General features: G+C 54.8%; 15 protein-coding genes and 2 pseudogenes. 13 read left to right on the top strand and 4 right to left on the bottom strand.

What is annotated here, in order from left to right:
• Window positions 1-2 precede the first annotated feature (2 nt).
• The 12 genes from murD to mutT all read left to right on the top strand — a co-directional run bounded on the left by murD (window position 3) and on the right by mutT (window position 14,548).
• A complete protein-coding gene (gene murD / locus ACLJZ5_RS15960) occupies window positions 3-1,319 on the top strand; it encodes a UDP-N-acetylmuramoyl-L-alanine--D-glutamate ligase (RefSeq protein WP_000796443.1) in 1,317 nt (438 codons plus the stop codon).
• Complete coding sequence (ftsW, locus tag ACLJZ5_RS15955) at window positions 1,319-2,563, top strand: cell division protein FtsW (RefSeq protein ID WP_001239803.1); 1,245 nt, start codon at window positions 1,319-1,321, stop codon at window positions 2,561-2,563. The genes murD and ftsW overlap by 1 nt, the downstream gene beginning before the upstream one ends.
• Window positions 2,560-3,627, top strand: coding sequence for an undecaprenyldiphospho-muramoylpentapeptide beta-N-acetylglucosaminyltransferase (gene murG, locus ACLJZ5_RS15950; RefSeq protein WP_024797376.1), 1,068 nt, complete (start codon window positions 2,560-2,562; stop codon window positions 3,625-3,627). Before ftsW ends, murG begins: the two co-directional genes overlap by 4 nt.
• A 118-nt stretch (window positions 3,628-3,745) precedes the next feature.
• Complete coding sequence (gene murC / locus ACLJZ5_RS15945; protein WP_001096070.1) at window positions 3,746-5,221, top strand: UDP-N-acetylmuramate--L-alanine ligase; 1,476 nt, start codon at window positions 3,746-3,748, stop codon at window positions 5,219-5,221.
• Window positions 5,214-6,134 carry a D-alanine--D-alanine ligase gene (locus ACLJZ5_RS15940; RefSeq protein WP_000763894.1) on the top strand — a complete coding sequence of 307 codons (921 nt, stop codon included), beginning with the start codon at window positions 5,214-5,216 and terminating at the stop codon, window positions 6,132-6,134. The genes murC and ACLJZ5_RS15940 overlap by 8 nt, the downstream gene beginning before the upstream one ends.
• Before the next feature lies 1 nt (window position 6,135).
• Window positions 6,136-6,966 (top strand): cell division protein FtsQ, encoded by an 831-nt coding sequence (gene ftsQ / locus ACLJZ5_RS15935; protein WP_000075728.1) that lies wholly within the window; start codon window positions 6,136-6,138, stop codon window positions 6,964-6,966.
• A complete protein-coding gene (ftsA, locus tag ACLJZ5_RS15930) occupies window positions 6,963-8,225 on the top strand; it encodes a cell division protein FtsA (RefSeq protein WP_000588463.1) in 1,263 nt (420 codons plus the stop codon). Before ftsQ ends, ftsA begins: the two co-directional genes overlap by 4 nt.
• A gap of 60 nt (window positions 8,226-8,285) precedes the next feature.
• Window positions 8,286-9,437 (top strand): cell division protein FtsZ, encoded by a 1,152-nt coding sequence (gene ftsZ, locus ACLJZ5_RS15925; protein ID WP_000462785.1) that lies wholly within the window; start codon window positions 8,286-8,288, stop codon window positions 9,435-9,437.
• A gap of 100 nt (window positions 9,438-9,537) precedes the next feature.
• Entirely contained in the window at window positions 9,538-10,455 is a 918-nt protein-coding gene (gene lpxC, locus ACLJZ5_RS15920; protein WP_000595487.1) for a UDP-3-O-acyl-N-acetylglucosamine deacetylase, read from the top strand.
• Window positions 10,456-10,732: 277 nt separating this feature from the next.
• Window positions 10,733-11,230 carry a secA translation cis-regulator SecM gene (secM, locus tag ACLJZ5_RS15915; RefSeq protein WP_024798008.1) on the top strand — a complete coding sequence of 166 codons (498 nt, stop codon included), beginning with the start codon at window positions 10,733-10,735 and terminating at the stop codon, window positions 11,228-11,230.
• 61 nt (window positions 11,231-11,291) lie between these two features.
• Window positions 11,292-13,997 (top strand): preprotein translocase subunit SecA, encoded by a 2,706-nt coding sequence (secA, locus tag ACLJZ5_RS15910; protein ID WP_000905756.1) that lies wholly within the window; start codon window positions 11,292-11,294, stop codon window positions 13,995-13,997.
• Window positions 13,998-14,152: 155 nt separating this feature from the next.
• A complete protein-coding gene (gene mutT / locus ACLJZ5_RS15905; protein ID WP_000736055.1) occupies window positions 14,153-14,548 on the top strand; it encodes an 8-oxo-dGTP diphosphatase MutT in 396 nt (131 codons plus the stop codon).
• A 33-nt stretch (window positions 14,549-14,581) separates the two neighbouring features.
• Here the strand turns inward: mutT and ACLJZ5_RS15900 are convergent.
• Window positions 14,582-14,722, bottom strand: a pseudogene (locus tag ACLJZ5_RS15900) (aldo/keto reductase); the annotation flags it as partial.
• Window positions 14,723-14,752: 30 nt separating this feature from the next.
• On the opposite strand from ACLJZ5_RS15900, the pseudogene ACLJZ5_RS15895 reads away from it, so the two are divergent.
• Window positions 14,753-14,866, top strand: a pseudogene (locus ACLJZ5_RS15895) (LysR family transcriptional regulator); the annotation flags it as partial.
• Here ACLJZ5_RS15895 and yacG read toward each other — a convergent pair.
• The 3 genes from yacG to coaE are packed head-to-tail and all read right to left on the bottom strand — an operon-like array spanning window position 14,863 to window position 16,427.
• The gene (gene yacG / locus ACLJZ5_RS15890; RefSeq protein WP_001286419.1) at window positions 14,863-15,054 is read right to left on the bottom strand and encodes a DNA gyrase inhibitor YacG; all 192 of its coding nucleotides are present in this window, start codon (window positions 15,052-15,054) and stop codon (window positions 14,863-14,865) included. The pseudogene ACLJZ5_RS15895 and the gene yacG overlap by 4 nt on opposite strands.
• Before the next feature lie 9 nt (window positions 15,055-15,063).
• Entirely contained in the window at window positions 15,064-15,807 is a 744-nt protein-coding gene (gene zapD / locus ACLJZ5_RS15885) for a cell division protein ZapD (RefSeq protein ID WP_000557441.1), read from the bottom strand.
• Complete coding sequence (gene coaE / locus ACLJZ5_RS15880; protein ID WP_001270914.1) at window positions 15,807-16,427, bottom strand: dephospho-CoA kinase; 621 nt, start codon at window positions 16,425-16,427, stop codon at window positions 15,807-15,809. Before coaE ends, zapD begins: the two co-directional genes overlap by 1 nt.
• Between the last annotated feature and the right edge of the window lie 56 nt (window positions 16,428-16,483).

Genomic DNA, 16,483 nt, shown 5'->3' with positions numbered 1-16,483 from the left:
TCATGGCTGATTACCAGGACAAAAACGTCGTCATTATTGGTCTGGGCTTAACCGGACTCTCTTGCGTGGACTTTTTCCTTGCCCGCGGCGTCACGCCGCGGGTGATGGATACTCGCGTGACGCCGCCGGGTCTGGATAAGCTGCCGCAAGAGGTTGAGCGTCACGTTGGCGGCCTGAACGACGAGTGGCTCTTAGCGGCGGATTTAATCGTCGCCAGCCCTGGCATCGCCCTGGCGCATCCCTCTCTTAGCGCTGCCGCCAGCGCTGGAGTGGAAATTGTCGGCGATATCGAACTGTTTTGCCGCGAAGCGCAAGCGCCGATTGTGGCCATCACCGGCTCGAACGGAAAAAGCACCGTGACCACCTTAGTGGGCGAGATGGCGAAAGCGGCGGGCGTCAATGTCGGCGTTGGCGGCAATATCGGTCTTCCGGCGCTGATGCTGCTGGATGCCGATCGCGAATTGTACGTGCTGGAATTATCCAGTTTCCAACTGGAAACCACGTCAAGTTTGCAAGCGGCGGCGGCAACGGTGCTCAACGTCACTGAAGATCATATGGACCGGTATCCGTTTGGTTTGCAACAGTACCGGGCGGCGAAACTGCGCGTCTACGAGAAGGCGAAAGTGTGCGTAGTGAATGCCGATGACGCGTTGACGATGCCGGTTCGCGGGGCCGATGAGCGCTGCGTCAGCTTTGGCGTCAATATGGGTGATTATCACCTTAATCGTCAGCAGGGCGAAACCTGGCTGCGAGTCAAAGGCGAGAAGGTGCTGAACGTGAAAGAGATGAAGCTTTCCGGGCAGCATAACTATACCAATGCGTTAGCGGCGCTGGCGCTGGCGGATGCCGTAGGTCTGCCGCGCGCCAGCAGTTTGAAAGCGTTGACGACATTTACCGGTCTGGCGCATCGCTTCCAGCTGGCGTTGGAGCATAACGGCGTACGTTGGATCAATGACTCGAAAGCGACCAACGTCGGCAGTACCGAAGCGGCGCTAAACGGTTTGCATGTGGACGGTACGCTACATCTGCTGCTGGGCGGCGACGGTAAGTCGGCAGACTTTTCTCCGCTGGCGCGCTATCTGACCGGCGATCGTATCCGCCTGTATTGCTTTGGGCGCGATGGCGCGCAGCTTGCCGCACTGCGTCCGGAAATCGCCCAACAGACTGAGACGATGGAAGAGGCGATGCGTTTGCTGGCGCCGCGCGTTCAGCCGGGTGATATGGTGCTGTTGTCGCCCGCCTGCGCCAGCCTCGATCAGTTTAAAAATTTTGAGCAACGGGGCGATGTCTTTACCCGTCTGGCGAAGGAGTTAGGTTGATGCGTTTATCTCTCCCCCGTCTGAGAATGCCGCGCGTACCAGGCTTTGGCCTCCTGGCCTGGCTGTTTGCGGCGCTTAAAGGCTGGGTGATGGCTTCGCGCGATAAAGACGCCGACAGTCTGATCATGTATGACCGCACGCTGCTATGGCTGACCTTCGGGCTGGCGGCGATTGGTTTTGTCATGGTGACGTCGGCCTCCATGCCAGTCGGGCAGCGCCTGGCGAACGATCCGTTTTTGTTTGCCAAACGTGATGCGCTCTATATCTTCCTGGCATTTTGTCTGGCGATGGTCACGCTACGTTTGCCCATGACCTTCTGGCAAAAATACAGCACGACGATGCTGATTGCGTCGATCATTATGCTGCTTATCGTGCTGGTCGTCGGGAGCTCGGTTAACGGGGCGTCGCGCTGGATTGCGCTGGGGCCGCTGCGTATTCAGCCTGCGGAGTTTACCAAGCTGTCGCTGTTCTGCTACCTCGCGAACTATCTGGTGCGTAAGGTTGATGAAGTGCGCAACAATCTGCGCGGCTTTTTAAAACCAATGGGCGTGATTCTGGTGCTGGCGGTGTTACTGCTGGCGCAGCCTGACCTCGGGACGGTGGTCGTACTGTTTGTCACCACGCTGGCGATGCTGTTTCTCGCCGGGGCGAAATTATGGCAGTTCATCGCCATTATCGGGATGGGCATCTCGGCGGTGATTCTGTTAATCCTCGCCGAACCGTATCGTATTCGCCGCGTTACCTCGTTCTGGAACCCCTGGGAAGATCCGTTCGGCAGCGGTTATCAGCTGACGCAGTCGCTGATGGCTTTTGGGCGCGGTGAGATATGGGGGCAAGGGCTGGGGAATTCGGTGCAGAAACTGGAGTATTTGCCGGAGGCGCACACCGATTTCATCTTCGCCATTATTGGGGAAGAACTGGGTTATATCGGTGTGGTATTGGCGCTTTTAATGGTATTCTTCGTCGCTTTTCGCGCGATGTCGATTGGCCGTAAGGCATTGGAGATTGACCACCGTTTTTCCGGATTTTTAGCGTGTTCTATCGGTATCTGGTTTAGTTTCCAGGCGCTGGTAAACGTTGGCGCGGCCGCGGGGATGCTGCCGACCAAAGGCCTTACGCTGCCGCTGATCAGTTATGGCGGGTCGAGTCTGTTGATTATGTCGACGGCCATTATGTTTTTATTACGTATTGATTATGAAACGCGTCTGGAAAAAGCGCAGGCGTTTACACGAGGTTCTCGATGAGTGGTCAACCGAAGCGGTTAATGGTGATGGCGGGCGGTACCGGCGGGCACGTGTTCCCCGGACTGGCCGTTGCGCATCATTTAATGGCCCAGGGCTGGCAGGTTCGCTGGCTGGGTACCGCCGATCGTATGGAAGCGGATTTAGTGCCGAAGCATGGCATCGACATTGACTTTATTCGGATCTCCGGTCTACGCGGTAAAGGCGTAAAAGCGCTTCTGGCGGCGCCGCTGCGGATTTTTAACGCCTGGCGGCAGGCGCGGGCGATCATGAAGCGGTTTAAGCCGGATGTCGTGCTGGGAATGGGCGGTTATGTTTCCGGCCCCGGCGGTCTTGCCGCATGGTCATTGGGTATTCCGGTCGTCTTGCATGAGCAAAACGGTATCGCCGGGCTAACCAATCAGTGGCTGGCCAAAATCGCGACCACAGTGATGCAGGCGTTTCCCGGTGCGTTTCCGAACGCGGAAGTGGTGGGTAACCCGGTGCGTACCGACGTACTGGCGTTGCCGTTGCCGCAGGTGCGTCTGGCCGGTCGTGACGGCCCGATTCGCGTGTTGGTGGTCGGCGGTTCTCAGGGGGCGCGAGTCCTGAACCAGACGATGCCGCAGGTTGCCGCCAGACTGGGCGATACGGTTACAATCTGGCATCAAAGCGGAAAAGGCGCGCAGCTCACGGTAGAGCAGGCATATGCCGGGGCGGGACAACCGCAACATAAGGTAACGGAATTTATCGATGACATGGCCGCCGCCTATGCGTGGGCGGATGTGGTGGTATGTCGTTCCGGCGCTTTAACGGTGAGCGAGATCGCCGCCGCCGGGTTACCGGCGATATTCGTGCCGTTTCAGCATAAAGACAGGCAGCAGTACTGGAATGCGCTGCCGTTAGAAAACGCCGGCGCAGCTAAGATTTTTGAGCAGCCGCAGTTTAGTGTAGAGGCTGTCGCCGACACCCTGGCGGGGTGGTCGCGCGAGGCGTTGTTAACCATGGCGGAGCGTGCCCGCGCGGTATCCATTCCGGATGCTACCGAACGCGTCGCCAGTGAAGTCAGCCGGGTTGCCCGGACATAATTTGTGGCGGTGCCTTTTGCATCGCAGGGTTTTTCTACCCTCAATAATTTGGGTTGCAGGCAAGCCAACGCATCTGCAATTTGAAGTATGGCGGGTATTGGAGTTAATGGCGTAAAGAATGAATACACAACAACTGGCAAAACTGCGTTCCATCGTGCCCGAAATGCGTCGCGTTCGGCACATTCACTTTGTCGGCATCGGTGGTGCTGGTATGGGCGGTATTGCCGAAGTTCTGGCCAATGAAGGGTATCAGATCAGTGGTTCCGATTTAGCGCCGAATCCGGTGACCCAGCAGTTGACGAGCCTGGGGGCGACGATTTTCTTTAACCATCGTCCGGAAAATGTGCGTGATGCCAGCGTGGTCGTCGTTTCCAGCGCAATTTCCGCGGATAACCCGGAAATTGTCGCGGCGCATGAAGCGCGTATTCCGGTTATTCGCCGTGCGGAAATGCTGGCGGAACTGATGCGCTTTCGCCACGGCATCGCCATTGCCGGGACGCACGGAAAAACCACAACGACCGCGATGGTGTCCAGTATTTATGCCGAAGCGGGGCTGGACCCGACTTTCGTGAATGGCGGACTGGTGAAAGCCGCAGGCGTTCATGCGCGTCTGGGCCATAGTCGTTATCTGATTGCCGAGGCCGATGAGAGCGACGCGTCCTTCCTGCATTTGCAGCCGATGGTCGCGATCGTCACCAACATCGAAGCCGACCATATGGATACCTATCATGGCGACTTTGAAAATTTAAAGCAGACGTTTATTAACTTCCTGCATAACCTGCCGTTCTACGGTCGCGCGGTAATGTGCGTCGACGATCCGGTCATCCGCGAGCTGCTGCCGCGGGTGGGGCGTCAGACCACGACGTATGGCTTTAGCGAGGATGCTGACGTCCGCGTAGAAGATTATCAGCAGATAGGGCCGCAGGGGCACTTTACGCTGTTGCGCCAGGGAATGCCGGATCTGCATGTCACGTTGAATGCGCCGGGTCGCCACAATGCCCTGAATGCCGCCGCGGCAGTGGCGGTAGCGACCGAAGAAGGCATCGCCGATGACGCTATCCTGCGCGCGCTGGAAAGCTTCCAGGGGACCGGGCGTCGTTTTGACTTCCTCGGCGAGTTTCCGCTTGAGCCGGTGAATGGTAAAGCCGGGACGGCGATGCTGGTGGATGATTATGGCCATCATCCGACTGAAGTAGACGCCACCATTAAAGCTGCGCGAGCAGGGTGGCCGGATAAAAACCTGGTGATGCTGTTTCAGCCGCACCGTTACACGCGCACGCGCGATCTGTATGACGATTTCGCCAATGTGCTGACCCAGGTTGATGCGCTGCTGATGCTGGACGTTTACCCGGCGGGCGAAGCGCCGATTCCGGGCGCGGATAGCCGTTCTTTATGTCGTACGATTCGTAATCGGGGAAAAATTGACCCGATTCTGGTTTCCGATCCGGCTCAGGTTGCGACAATGTTAGCGCCGGTGCTGACGGGTAACGACTTGATATTAGTGCAAGGCGCAGGAAATGTTGGCAAAATTGCGCGTTACTTATCTGAAATCAAGCTGAAGCCGCAAATCCAGGAGGAAGAGCAACATGGCTGATAAAATCGCGGTCCTGTTGGGCGGAACCTCTGCGGAGCGGGACGTTTCGTTAAATTCCGGCGCGGCAGTGTTGGCCGGGTTACGTGAAGGCGGCATTGATGCGCATCCCGTCGATCCGCAAGAGGTCGATGTCGCGCAGCTTAAAGCAATGGGCTTTCAGAAGGTCTTTATTGCGTTGCATGGCCGTGGCGGTGAAGATGGCACCTTACAGGGAATGCTTGAACTGCTCGGCCTGCCTTATACCGGCAGCGGCGTGATGGCCTCGGCGCTTTCCATGGATAAACTGCGCAGTAAATTGCTGTGGCAGGGCGCAGGCTTACCGGTTGCGCCGTGGGTCGCGCTGACGCGCGCTGAGTTTGAAAAAGGCCTTAGCGAAGAACAAAAAGCGCGAATTTCGGCGCTGGGTTTACCGCTGATCGTCAAACCCAGCCGTGAAGGCTCCAGCGTCGGTATGACGAAAGTAGTAGAAGAAAATGCTTTACAGGGTGCGTTATCATTGGCTTTTCAGCATGATGACGAAATACTGATTGAGAAATGGCTGTGCGGTCCGGAATTTACGGTGGCGATAGTTGGCGAAGAAATTTTACCGTCAATTCGTATCCAACCGGCAGGAACCTTCTATGATTATGAGGCGAAGTATCTCTCTGATGAGACTCAGTATTTCTGCCCTGCCGGTTTAGATGCGTCCCAGGAAGCCGCGCTACAGTCTCTCGTCCTGCAGGCATGGAAAGCTTTAGGCTGCACGGGATGGGGGCGTATTGACGTCATGCTGGACAGCGATGGTCAGTTTTATCTGCTGGAAGCCAATACTTCTCCGGGGATGACCAGCCATAGTCTGGTGCCGATGGCGGCGCGTCAGGCGGGAATGAGCTTCTCGCAGTTAGTGGTACGAATTCTGGAGTTGGCGGACTGATATGTCGCAGGCTGCGCTGAACACGCGAAACAGTGATGAAGAGACGCCTTCTTCACGCCGCAATAATGGAACGCGTCTTGCAGGAATTTTATTCCTGCTGACGGTACTGTGCACCGTGTTTGTTAGCGGGTGGGTCGTGTTAGGGTGGATGGAAGATGCGCAGCGTTTACCGTTATCAAAGCTGGTATTAACCGGCGAGCGTCACTACACGCGTAACGATGATATCCGTCAGGCGATACTGGCTCTGGGCGCGCCGGGAACCTTCATGACGCAGGATGTGAACATTATCCAGAGCCAGATTGAGCGTTTGCCGTGGATTAAACAGGCCAGCGTCAGAAAACAGTGGCCTGATGAATTGAAGATTCATCTGGTTGAATATGTGCCGATTGCGCGTTGGAATGATCAACATATGGTCGATGCTGAAGGGAACACCTTCAGCGTGCCGTCAGACCGCATCGGCAAACAGGTTTTACCCATGTTGTATGGCCCGGAAGGCAGCGCGAGTGAAGTGTTGCAGGGATACCGCGAGATGGGGCAGGTGCTGGCTAAGGATAAATTCACTCTAAAGGAAGCGGCGATGACCGCACGTCGCTCCTGGCAATTGACGCTTAATAACGGCATTAAGCTCAATCTCGGCAGGGGCGATACGATGAAAAGGTTGGCTCGCTTTGTAGAACTCTATCCGGTTTTACAGCAGCAGGCGCAAACCGATGGCAAACGGATTAGCTACGTTGATTTGCGTTATGACTCAGGTGCGGCAGTTGGCTGGGCGCCGCTCCCCCCTGAGGAATCTAATCAGCAACAGAATCAGGCACAGGCAGAACAACAATGATCAAGGCGACGGACAGAAAACTGGTAGTAGGACTGGAGATTGGCACCGCGAAGGTTGCCGCTTTAGTAGGGGAAGTTCTGCCCGACGGTATGGTCAATATCATTGGCGTGGGCAGTTGCCCATCGCGGGGTATGGATAAAGGCGGGGTGAATGACCTTGAGTCAGTGGTGAAATGCGTTCAGCGCGCCATTGACCAGGCGGAATTGATGGCCGATTGCCAGATCTCCTCGGTATATCTGGCGCTTTCCGGCAAACATATTAGCTGTCAGAATGAAATTGGTATGGTGCCCATTTCCGAAGAGGAAGTGACGCAGGAAGATGTGGAAAACGTCGTGCATACTGCGAAGTCAGTGCGCGTGCGCGATGAACATCGCGTGCTGCATGTGATTCCTCAGGAGTACGCCATTGACTACCAGGAAGGCATTAAAAATCCGGTCGGTCTTTCCGGCGTGCGTATGCAGGCGAAAGTACATTTGATTACCTGCCACAACGATATGGCAAAAAACATTGTCAAAGCTGTTGAACGTTGTGGTCTGAAAGTTGACCAACTGATATTTGCCGGACTGGCGGCCAGTTATTCCGTGTTAACGGAAGATGAACGTGAACTGGGCGTCTGTGTCGTGGATATCGGCGGTGGTACAATGGATATCGCCGTTTATACTGGCGGCGCGCTGCGTCATACCAAAGTGATCCCTTACGCGGGGAACGTGGTGACCAGCGATATCGCTTATGCCTTTGGTACGCCGCCGAGCGATGCTGAAGCCATTAAAGTCCGCCACGGTTGCGCGCTGGGTTCCATCGTCGGTAAAGACGAAAGCGTTGAAGTACCGAGCGTAGGCGGGCGTCCGCCGCGCAGCCTGCAACGTCAGACGCTGGCGGAAGTGATTGAGCCGCGTTACACCGAGCTGCTCAATCTGGTCAACGAAGAGATATTGCAATTACAGGAACAGCTTCGCCAACAAGGGGTAAAACATCACCTGGCGGCGGGGATTGTGTTAACCGGCGGCGCGGCGCAAATCGAAGGGCTTGCTGCTTGCGCTCAGCGCGTGTTTCATACGCAGGTGCGTATCGGCGCGCCGCTGAATATCACCGGTCTGACGGATTATGCCCAGGAGCCGTATTACTCAACGGCGGTGGGATTGCTTCACTACGGGAAAGAGTCCCACTTAAACGGTGAAGCAGAAGTGGAAAAACGTGTTACGGCATCAGTTGGCTCGTGGATCAAGCGACTTAATAGCTGGCTGCGAAAAGAGTTTTAATTTTTATGAGGCCGCCAGATATTACGGCCTCAGGCGACAGGCACATGACGGAGAGAGATTATGTTTGAACCTATGGAACTAACCAACGACGCGGTGATTAAAGTCATCGGCGTCGGTGGTGGCGGCGGTAACGCTGTTGAACACATGGTGCGCGAGCGCATCGAAGGTGTTGAATTCTTCGCGGTGAATACCGACGCTCAGGCGTTGCGTAAAACGGCGGTTGGCCAGACCATTCAAATTGGTAGCGGCATTACCAAAGGTCTGGGCGCCGGCGCTAACCCGGAAGTCGGTCGTAACGCGGCGGACGAAGACCGTGAAGCGCTGCGTGCGGCGCTTGAAGGCGCAGACATGGTATTTATCGCGGCAGGCATGGGCGGCGGTACCGGAACCGGCGCGGCGCCAGTGGTTGCTGAAGTGGCAAAAGATTTAGGTATTCTGACCGTTGCCGTGGTGACTAAGCCTTTCAATTTTGAAGGCAAAAAGCGCATGGCATTTGCGGAGCAGGGTATCACCGAGCTGTCCAAGCATGTGGACTCGTTGATCACCATCCCGAACGACAAGCTGCTGAAAGTGCTGGGCCGTGGCATCTCCCTGCTCGACGCGTTCGGCGCGGCTAACGACGTGCTGAAAGGCGCGGTTCAGGGTATCGCAGAGCTGATCACCCGCCCGGGCCTGATGAACGTTGACTTTGCTGACGTGCGTACCGTGATGTCTGAAATGGGCTACGCAATGATGGGCTCCGGCGTGGCGAGCGGTGAAGACCGTGCGGAAGAAGCGGCTGAAATGGCTATTTCTTCTCCGCTGCTGGAAGATATCGACCTGTCCGGCGCGCGCGGCGTGTTGGTCAACATTACGGCGGGCTTCGACCTGCGTCTGGATGAGTTCGAAACCGTCGGCAACACCATCCGTGCCTTTGCATCGGATAACGCCACCGTGGTTATCGGTACCTCTCTGGACCCGGATATGAACGACGAACTGCGCGTGACCGTTGTTGCCACTGGAATTGGTATGGACAAGCGTCCTGAAATCACTCTGGTGACCAATAAACAGGTGCAGCAGCCGGTGTTGGATCGTTATCAGCAGCACGGTATGGCACCGCTGACGCAGGAGCAAAAAACGGTCGCGAAAGTGGTTAACGACAATACACCACAGGCGGCGAAAGAGCCGGATTATCTGGATATCCCCGCATTCCTGCGTAAGCAAGCTGATTAAGAATTAGCTGGAATTTGGGATTCTGGGCTCTTTGTGCTAAACTGGCCCGCCGAATGTATAGTACACTTCGGTTGGATAGGTAATTTGGCGAGATTATACGATGATCAAACAAAGGACACTTAAACGTATCGTTCAGGCGACTGGCGTCGGTTTACACACCGGCAAAAAAGTCACCCTGACATTACGCCCTGCGCCGGCCAATACCGGGGTCATCTATCGTCGCACCGACTTGAATCCACCGGTAGATTTCCCGGCCGATGCCAAATCTGTGCGTGATACCATGCTCTGTACGTGTCTGGTGAATGAGCATGATGTACGGATTTCAACCGTTGAGCACCTGAACGCTGCTCTGGCGGGCTTAGGTATCGATAACATCGTTATTGAGGTTAATGCCCCGGAAATCCCGATCATGGATGGCAGTGCCGCTCCGTTTGTCTACCTGCTGCTTGATGCCGGTATTGATGAACTGAACTGCGCCAAAAAATTCGTACGCATCAAAGAGACTGTTCGGGTTGAAGATGGCGATAAATGGGCTGAATTCAGACCGTACAATGGTTTTACGTTGGATTTCACCATCGACTTTAACCATCCGGCGATCGATTCCAGCAGCCAGCGCTACGCGATGAACTTCTCTGCGGATGCGTTCATGCGCCAGATCAGCCGTGCGCGTACCTTCGGTTTTATGCGTGATATCGAATATCTGCAGTCCCGCGGCCTGTGCCTGGGCGGCAGCTTCGATTGTGCCATCGTTGTTGACGATTATCGCGTATTGAACGAAGACGGCCTGCGTTTTGAAGATGAATTCGTTCGTCACAAAATGCTCGACGCGATCGGTGACTTGTTCATGTGTGGTCACAATATTATTGGTGCGTTTACCGCGTATAAATCCGGTCACGCATTGAATAACAAATTGTTACAGGCAGTCCTGGCAAAACAGGAGGCCTGGGAATTTGTGACCTTCCAGGACGACGCAGAACTGCCGTTGGCTTTCAAAGCGCCTTCGACGGTACTGGCATAACGACATACGCTGTCGTATAAAATTCGACTGGTTAACCTGGCACTCTCTCCGGCCAGGCGAGCCAGTCGTTTTTTTTACTATCCTTTATCTGCGCTTTCCTTAATCAGCCATTTTGACAGGGTTAAATGGAAACACGGCGCGTTCGCTGTTTTCTTAGCCGATTTTCACCTTAGCTTCTCGTCATTACTGCTGTAGCGCGTACGCTTTAATGATAAGATTTGTGCGCAAATTGTTTTGATTCCGTAAGCCCATGAGGGGCATATCAGGTGGCAATGACGTGAGTGGAATACTGACGCGCTGGCGACAGTTAGGCAGACGATACTTCTGGCCGCATCTCTTATTAGGGATGGTCGCGGCGAGTTTTGGTTTGCCCGCGCTCAGTAACGCCGCTGAAACCAATACGCCTGCAAGGACGACCGCCAGCACCGCGTCTAAAGTTAACTTTAGCCATTTTGCGCTGTTAGAAGCCTCTAACCGTCGTCCCAATTTCACCGTAGATTACTGGCATCAGCACGCTATTCGCACGGTGATTCGCCACCTTTCTTTTGCAATGGCGCCGCAAACGCTGCCCGTTGCCGACGCGCCGTCGCCATTACAGGCGCATCATATCGCCTTACTGAATACGCTCAGCGCGATGCTCACGCAGGAGGGCACGCCGCCGGCGATTGTTCGCCGCCTCTCCCTGACGTATTTTGCGCCACAAACCGCATTTAGCATCCCGGCCTGGATAAGTCAGGCGCAGGGTATCCGCGCCGGTCCGCAACGTCTCAGCTAACGAAAAAAGACCCTTTTACTTTATTTGTAGCTCCGCGGCGCGGGGCATTTGAGACTTTATTATGCTAATCAAATTATTAACCAAAGTATTCGGTAGCCGTAACGATCGTACGCTGCGTCGTATGCGTAAGGCCGTCAGCCTTATTAATGCGATGGAACCGGAGATGGAAAAACTCTCCGATGACGAACTGAAAGCGAAAACCAACGAATTTCGCGCCCGTATTGAAAAAGGCGAAAGCGTAGAGAGCCTGATTCCGGAAGCGTTCGCGGTGGTGCGTGAAGCCAGTAAACGCGTCTTTGGGATGCGTCACTTCGACGTTCAGCTATTGGGTGGTATGGTGCTCAACGATCGCTGTATCGCCGAAATGCGTACTGGTGAAGGTAAAACGCTGACCGCAACGCTGCCAGCCTACCTGAACGCGCTGTCCGGCAAAGGCGTTCATGTGGTAACCGTGAACGACTATCTGGCGCAGCGTGACGCCGAAAACAACCGTCCGCTATTCGAATTCCTCGGTATGTCCGTTGGTATCAACCTGCCAGGTATGCCTGCGCCCGCCAAACGTGAAGCTTACGCTGCCGACATCACTTACGGCACTAACAACGAATACGGTTTTGACTACCTGCGCGACAACATGGCGTTCAGCCCGGAAGAGCGCGTGCAGCGTAAACTGCATTATGCGCTGGTGGATGAGGTTGACTCCATCCTGATCGATGAAGCGCGTACGCCGCTGATTATTTCCGGCCCGGCGGAAGATAGCTCGGAAATGTACAAAAAAGTGAACAAAATCATTCCGCACCTGATTCGTCAGGAGAAAGAAGATTCTGACACTTTCCAGGGCGAAGGCCACTTCTCCGTTGATGAGAAAGCGCGCCAGGTTAACCTGACCGAACGCGGTCTGGTGCTGATTGAAGAGCTACTGGTGCAAGAAGGCATTATGGATGAAGGCGAGTCGCTCTACTCGCCTGGCAATATTATGCTGATGCATCACGTCACCGCCGCGCTGCGCGCGCACGCGCTGTTTACCCGTGACGTGGATTACATTGTGAAAGACGGCGAAGTCATCATTGTTGATGAACATACCGGTCGTACCATGCAGGGGCGTCGCTGGTCTGACGGTCTGCACCAGGCGGTAGAAGCGAAAGAAGGCGTTGAAATTCAGAATGAAAACCAGACGCTGGCGTCTATCACCTTCCAGAACTACTTCCGTCTGTATGAAAAGCTGGCCGGTATGACCGGTACGGCGGATACTGAAGCCTTCGAATTTAGCTCTATCTATAAGCTGGACACCGTCGTTGTTCCGACCAACCGTCCGATGATCCGTAAAGATTTGCCGGATCTGGTCTACATGACCGAAGCGGAAAAAATCCAGGCCATTATCGAAGATATTAAAGAGCGTACCGCGAACGGTCAGCCAGTGCTGGTCGGGACGATTTCTATCGAGAAATCTGAAGTGGTCTCCAGAGAGCTGACCAAAGCGGGCATCAAACATAACGTCCTGAACGCAAAATTCCACGCCAACGAAGCAGGCATCGTTGCGCAGGCTGGTTATCCAGCGGCGGTCACTATCGCTACTAACATGGCGGGTCGTGGTACCGATATTATGCTGGGCGGTAGCTGGCAGGCGGAAGTCGCCGCGCTGGAAGCGCCGACGGAAGAACAGATTGCGCAGATTAAAGCGGACTGGCAGGTACGCCATGACGCGGTTCTGGCTGCCGGCGGTCTGCATATCATTGGCACCGAGCGCCATGAATCCCGCCGTATCGACAACCAGCTGCGTGGCCGTTCCGGTCGCCAGGGCGATCCGGGTTCTTCCCGTTTCTACCTGTCGATGGAAGATGCGCTGATGCGTATTTTCGCCTCCGATCGTGTCTCCGGTATGATGCGTAAACTGGGGATGAAGCCGGGCGAAGCGATTGAGCACCCGTGGGTGACGAAAGCTATCGCTAACGCGCAGCGTAAAGTAGAAAGCCGTAACTTCGATATTCGTAAGCAACTGCTGGAATATGATGATGTGGCGAACGATCAGCGCCGTGCAATTTATACCCAGCGTAACGAACTGCTGGATGTGTCTGACGTGAGCGACACCATTAACAGCATTCGCGAAGATGTCTTTAAGGCGACTATCGACGCCTACATTCCGCCGCAGTCGCTGGAAGAGATGTGGGATATCCCGGGTTTGCAGGAACGCCTGAAAAACGACTTCGACCTGGAGATGCCGATTGCCGAATGGCTGGATAAAGAGCCGGAGCTGCATGAGGAGACGCTGCGTGAGCGCATCCTGGCGCAGTCCATCGAGGTGTATCAGCGTAAAGAAGAGGTGGTTGGCGCTGAAATGATGCGTCATTTCGAAAAAGGCGTGATGCTGCAAACGCTCGATTCCCTGTGGAAAGAGCACCTGGCGGCGATGGATTACCTGCGTCAGGGTATTCATCTGCGCGGCTATGCGCAAAAAGATCCGAAGCAGGAATACAAGCGCGAATCCTTCGCTATGTTCGCCGCGATGCTGGAATCGCTGAAATATGAAGTGATCAGTACCCTGAGCAAAGTCCAGGTACGTATGCCTGAAGAGGTCGAAGCGATGGAAATGCAGCGTCGCGAAGAGGCGGAGCGCCTGGCGCAGATGCAGCAGCTAAGCCATCAGGATGACGATGCCGCCGTGGCTGCCGATCTGGCCGCCCAAACCGGCGAACGTAAGATTGGACGTAACGATCCTTGCCCTTGCGGTTCCGGTAAGAAATACAAACAGTGTCACGGTCGCCTGAGCTAATGCGATAAACTTACTGGCCTGATAAGACATAATGTGTTGCCATCAGGTCGGTCGGTGCTGGCATTATTGCCGAAGGGCGCTACGCTTATTCGGCCTGGCATTGAACACAGATAAAAAGGCGCAGGCGACTGCGCCTTTTTTATGGATGCACCAAGATGAAAAAACTGCAAATCGCGGTTGGGATTATCCGCAACCCGAACGACGAAATTTTTATTACCCAACGCGCCGCTGATGCGCATATGGCGAACAAGCTGGAATTTCCCGGCGGAAAAATTGAAGCCGGCGAAACACCAGAGCAGGCGTTGATCCGGGAGCTACAGGAAGAGGTGGGGATTACGCCAACACAGGTGACATTATTCGACACTCTGGAATATCAATTCCCGGATAGACACATTACGCTGTGGTTTTGGCTGGTTGAACGCTGGGAGGGCGAACCGTGGGGGAAAGAAGGACAGCCGGGACGGTGGATCGCGCAAAACGCGTTGAATACGGACGATTTTCCGCCGGCCAATGAACCGATTATTCGTAAATTACGCCAATTTGCGCCTTAGTGGGGGATCGCAACACGATCCCCATCGATCTTATTAGCGATTTAATGTCGACATAATTTCCGGCCAGTAGCGGGGGCCGGCCGCGGCGTCGTGAGGAAAAACCGCCTCAATTGCCGCCAGCTCCTGCGGGCTGAGGGTCAGTGATAACGCGCCGAGGTTTTCTGGCGCAGTGGCGGCTACGTTTCTGTTATAGCCTAATCTCGCCGATTTTATTTGTATTATCCCGGCCGCGCGCATATGGCGCCAAAACTACGCGTATTTATTGATTATTTTTGTCATAAGGCGATATTGCCGTCTCAACAGAGCCCTCTCCGTTAGCGCTCTTCGCTCCAGTCGTCGCTATCAGACTGGTCGCCGCTGCTGGCGATTCGTTTCTCTTCGGCGGCCCATTCGCCCAAATCAATTAACTGACAGCGTTTAGAACAAAATGGGCGGAAGGGGCTAATTTCCCCCCAGACGACCGGTTTACCGCAGGTCGGACAGTTTACGACGGTCACGTCAGACATTTTTACTCCTTAGCAACAGGCCAGTTCAAAATCAAGACGCTCCGGCACCAGACCATTTTCACTATCCAGCGGCATAAAGCGAATGGCAAAACGGCTCTTATGGCCGGAAATTTGCGGATAAAGTTGTGAATCGAGCGTCAGCATAAGACGCAGCAAATCGGCGTCGTCCCCGTTATCCTGATAAAAACCGTTCAGGCTGGTTTGCTTACGGAAAGGTGCTGAATTACGGATCAGATCAAGCACCAGCGTCAGCGCCTGGGTGAGGGGATTCAGGCTGGCAAGCCAGCTTTCAATCTGGGCGTCGCGCTGCGCCTGTTGTAGGTGCAACCAGATATGTAGAGTGGGTAAATCGAAACTGCAACAGCCGCCAGGAATACTTAGGCGTTGACGCACAAGGGCAATCAAGCGATCTTCGCGTAGCTGCTGGCCAATCCTCGGGGCGGAGATCAGCACGCTGCCCGCGGATTTTAACTGCTGGCGCAGGGCTTCAATACGGTCTTGATCGACGCCGGGAACCTCAACCCAGGCCTGTAATTTACGCTGCTGGCGCTCCAGTTCTTTCAGCAGTTCGGTACGGACTTCGCCCCGTTCGAACACATCCAGTAGATCGCTGATGTTACGGAAAAAATGCAGTGCGCCAGCATGGTCTGCAATTGGCAGGTTGATGGAGAGCTGTTGGATCAAAAACTCTATGCGCAGCCACGTACGCATCTTCTCATTGAGAGGGTGTTCAAATAGGACCTGGGTGTGCATTACGGTTTTTCCTGTGAGACAAACTGCGACGCGAGCTTAAGATAACTGGCGTGCAGGCGGGCCACATCTGATGCGATAGCATCCGGTGCGCCGTTATTATCAATAACATCGTCCGCCACGGCAAGGCGCGCTTCACGCGTCGCCTGCGCAGCGAGAATGTGTTCAACATGCTCGCGCGTAACATCATCACGCTGCATTGTGCGCATAAGCTGCGTTTCGGGCGTCACGTCAACCACCAGTACGCGGTTGGCTTTTTGATACAGCCTGTTTTCAACCAGCAGAGGCACAACCCATAACACATAGGGCGACGTAGCCTGTTGAAACTGTCGTTGGGTTTCCTGCTGAATTAAGGGGTGAAGCAGGGCGTTAAGCCAGGCTTTTTCTTCCGGATGCGAAAAAATACGCTCACGCAGCGCCCGGCGACGTAACGTGCCGTCGGCGGCGATAAGTTCAGAACCAAAATGTTCCGCTATTGCGTTCAGGGCGGGCTGCCCTGGCTCAACCATCTGGCGCGCGATAATATCCGCGTCGATGACGGTTATTCCGAGGTCAGCGAAGGCATCAGCGACGGTACTTTTACCGCTGCCAATACCGCCGGTTAAGGCTACGGTATACCTCATATCTCCAGCTTCCGGAATTTTAGTTTGACAATCAAAAGGTTAAATTTTAAGCATAC

The sequence above is a fragment of the Salmonella sp. 5800 genome (genome assembly GCF_046558195.1).
Taxonomy (GTDB): Bacteria; Pseudomonadota; Gammaproteobacteria; order Enterobacterales; family Enterobacteriaceae; genus Salmonella; species Salmonella enterica.
Note: the sequence above shows the minus strand (reverse complement) of the source record. Positions and strands in the feature narration are given on the sequence as shown.

Excerpts from the sequence above, each read along its gene's own strand:
- murD (WP_000796443.1), top strand. The coding sequence starts at position 3 with ATGGCTGATTACCAGGACAAAAACGTCGTCATTATTGGTCTGGGCTTA.
- ftsW (WP_001239803.1), top strand. The coding sequence starts at position 1,319 with ATGCGTTTATCTCTCCCCCGTCTGAGAATGCCGCGCGTACCAGGCTTT.
- murG (WP_024797376.1), top strand. The coding sequence starts at position 2,560 with ATGAGTGGTCAACCGAAGCGGTTAATGGTGATGGCGGGCGGTACCGGC.
- murC (WP_001096070.1), top strand. The coding sequence starts at position 3,746 with ATGAATACACAACAACTGGCAAAACTGCGTTCCATCGTGCCCGAAATG.
- ACLJZ5_RS15940 (WP_000763894.1), top strand. The coding sequence starts at position 5,214 with ATGGCTGATAAAATCGCGGTCCTGTTGGGCGGAACCTCTGCGGAGCGG.
- ftsQ (WP_000075728.1), top strand. The coding sequence starts at position 6,136 with ATGTCGCAGGCTGCGCTGAACACGCGAAACAGTGATGAAGAGACGCCT.
- ftsA (WP_000588463.1), top strand. The coding sequence starts at position 6,963 with ATGATCAAGGCGACGGACAGAAAACTGGTAGTAGGACTGGAGATTGGC.
- ftsZ (WP_000462785.1), top strand. The coding sequence starts at position 8,286 with ATGTTTGAACCTATGGAACTAACCAACGACGCGGTGATTAAAGTCATC.
- lpxC (WP_000595487.1), top strand. The coding sequence starts at position 9,538 with ATGATCAAACAAAGGACACTTAAACGTATCGTTCAGGCGACTGGCGTC.
- secA (WP_000905756.1), top strand. The coding sequence starts at position 11,292 with ATGCTAATCAAATTATTAACCAAAGTATTCGGTAGCCGTAACGATCGT.
- mutT (WP_000736055.1), top strand. The coding sequence starts at position 14,153 with ATGAAAAAACTGCAAATCGCGGTTGGGATTATCCGCAACCCGAACGAC.
- yacG (WP_001286419.1), bottom strand. The coding sequence starts at position 15,054 with ATGTCTGACGTGACCGTCGTAAACTGTCCGACCTGCGGTAAACCGGTC.
- zapD (WP_000557441.1), bottom strand. The coding sequence starts at position 15,807 with ATGCACACCCAGGTCCTATTTGAACACCCTCTCAATGAGAAGATGCGT.
- coaE (WP_001270914.1), bottom strand. The coding sequence starts at position 16,427 with ATGAGGTATACCGTAGCCTTAACCGGCGGTATTGGCAGCGGTAAAAGT.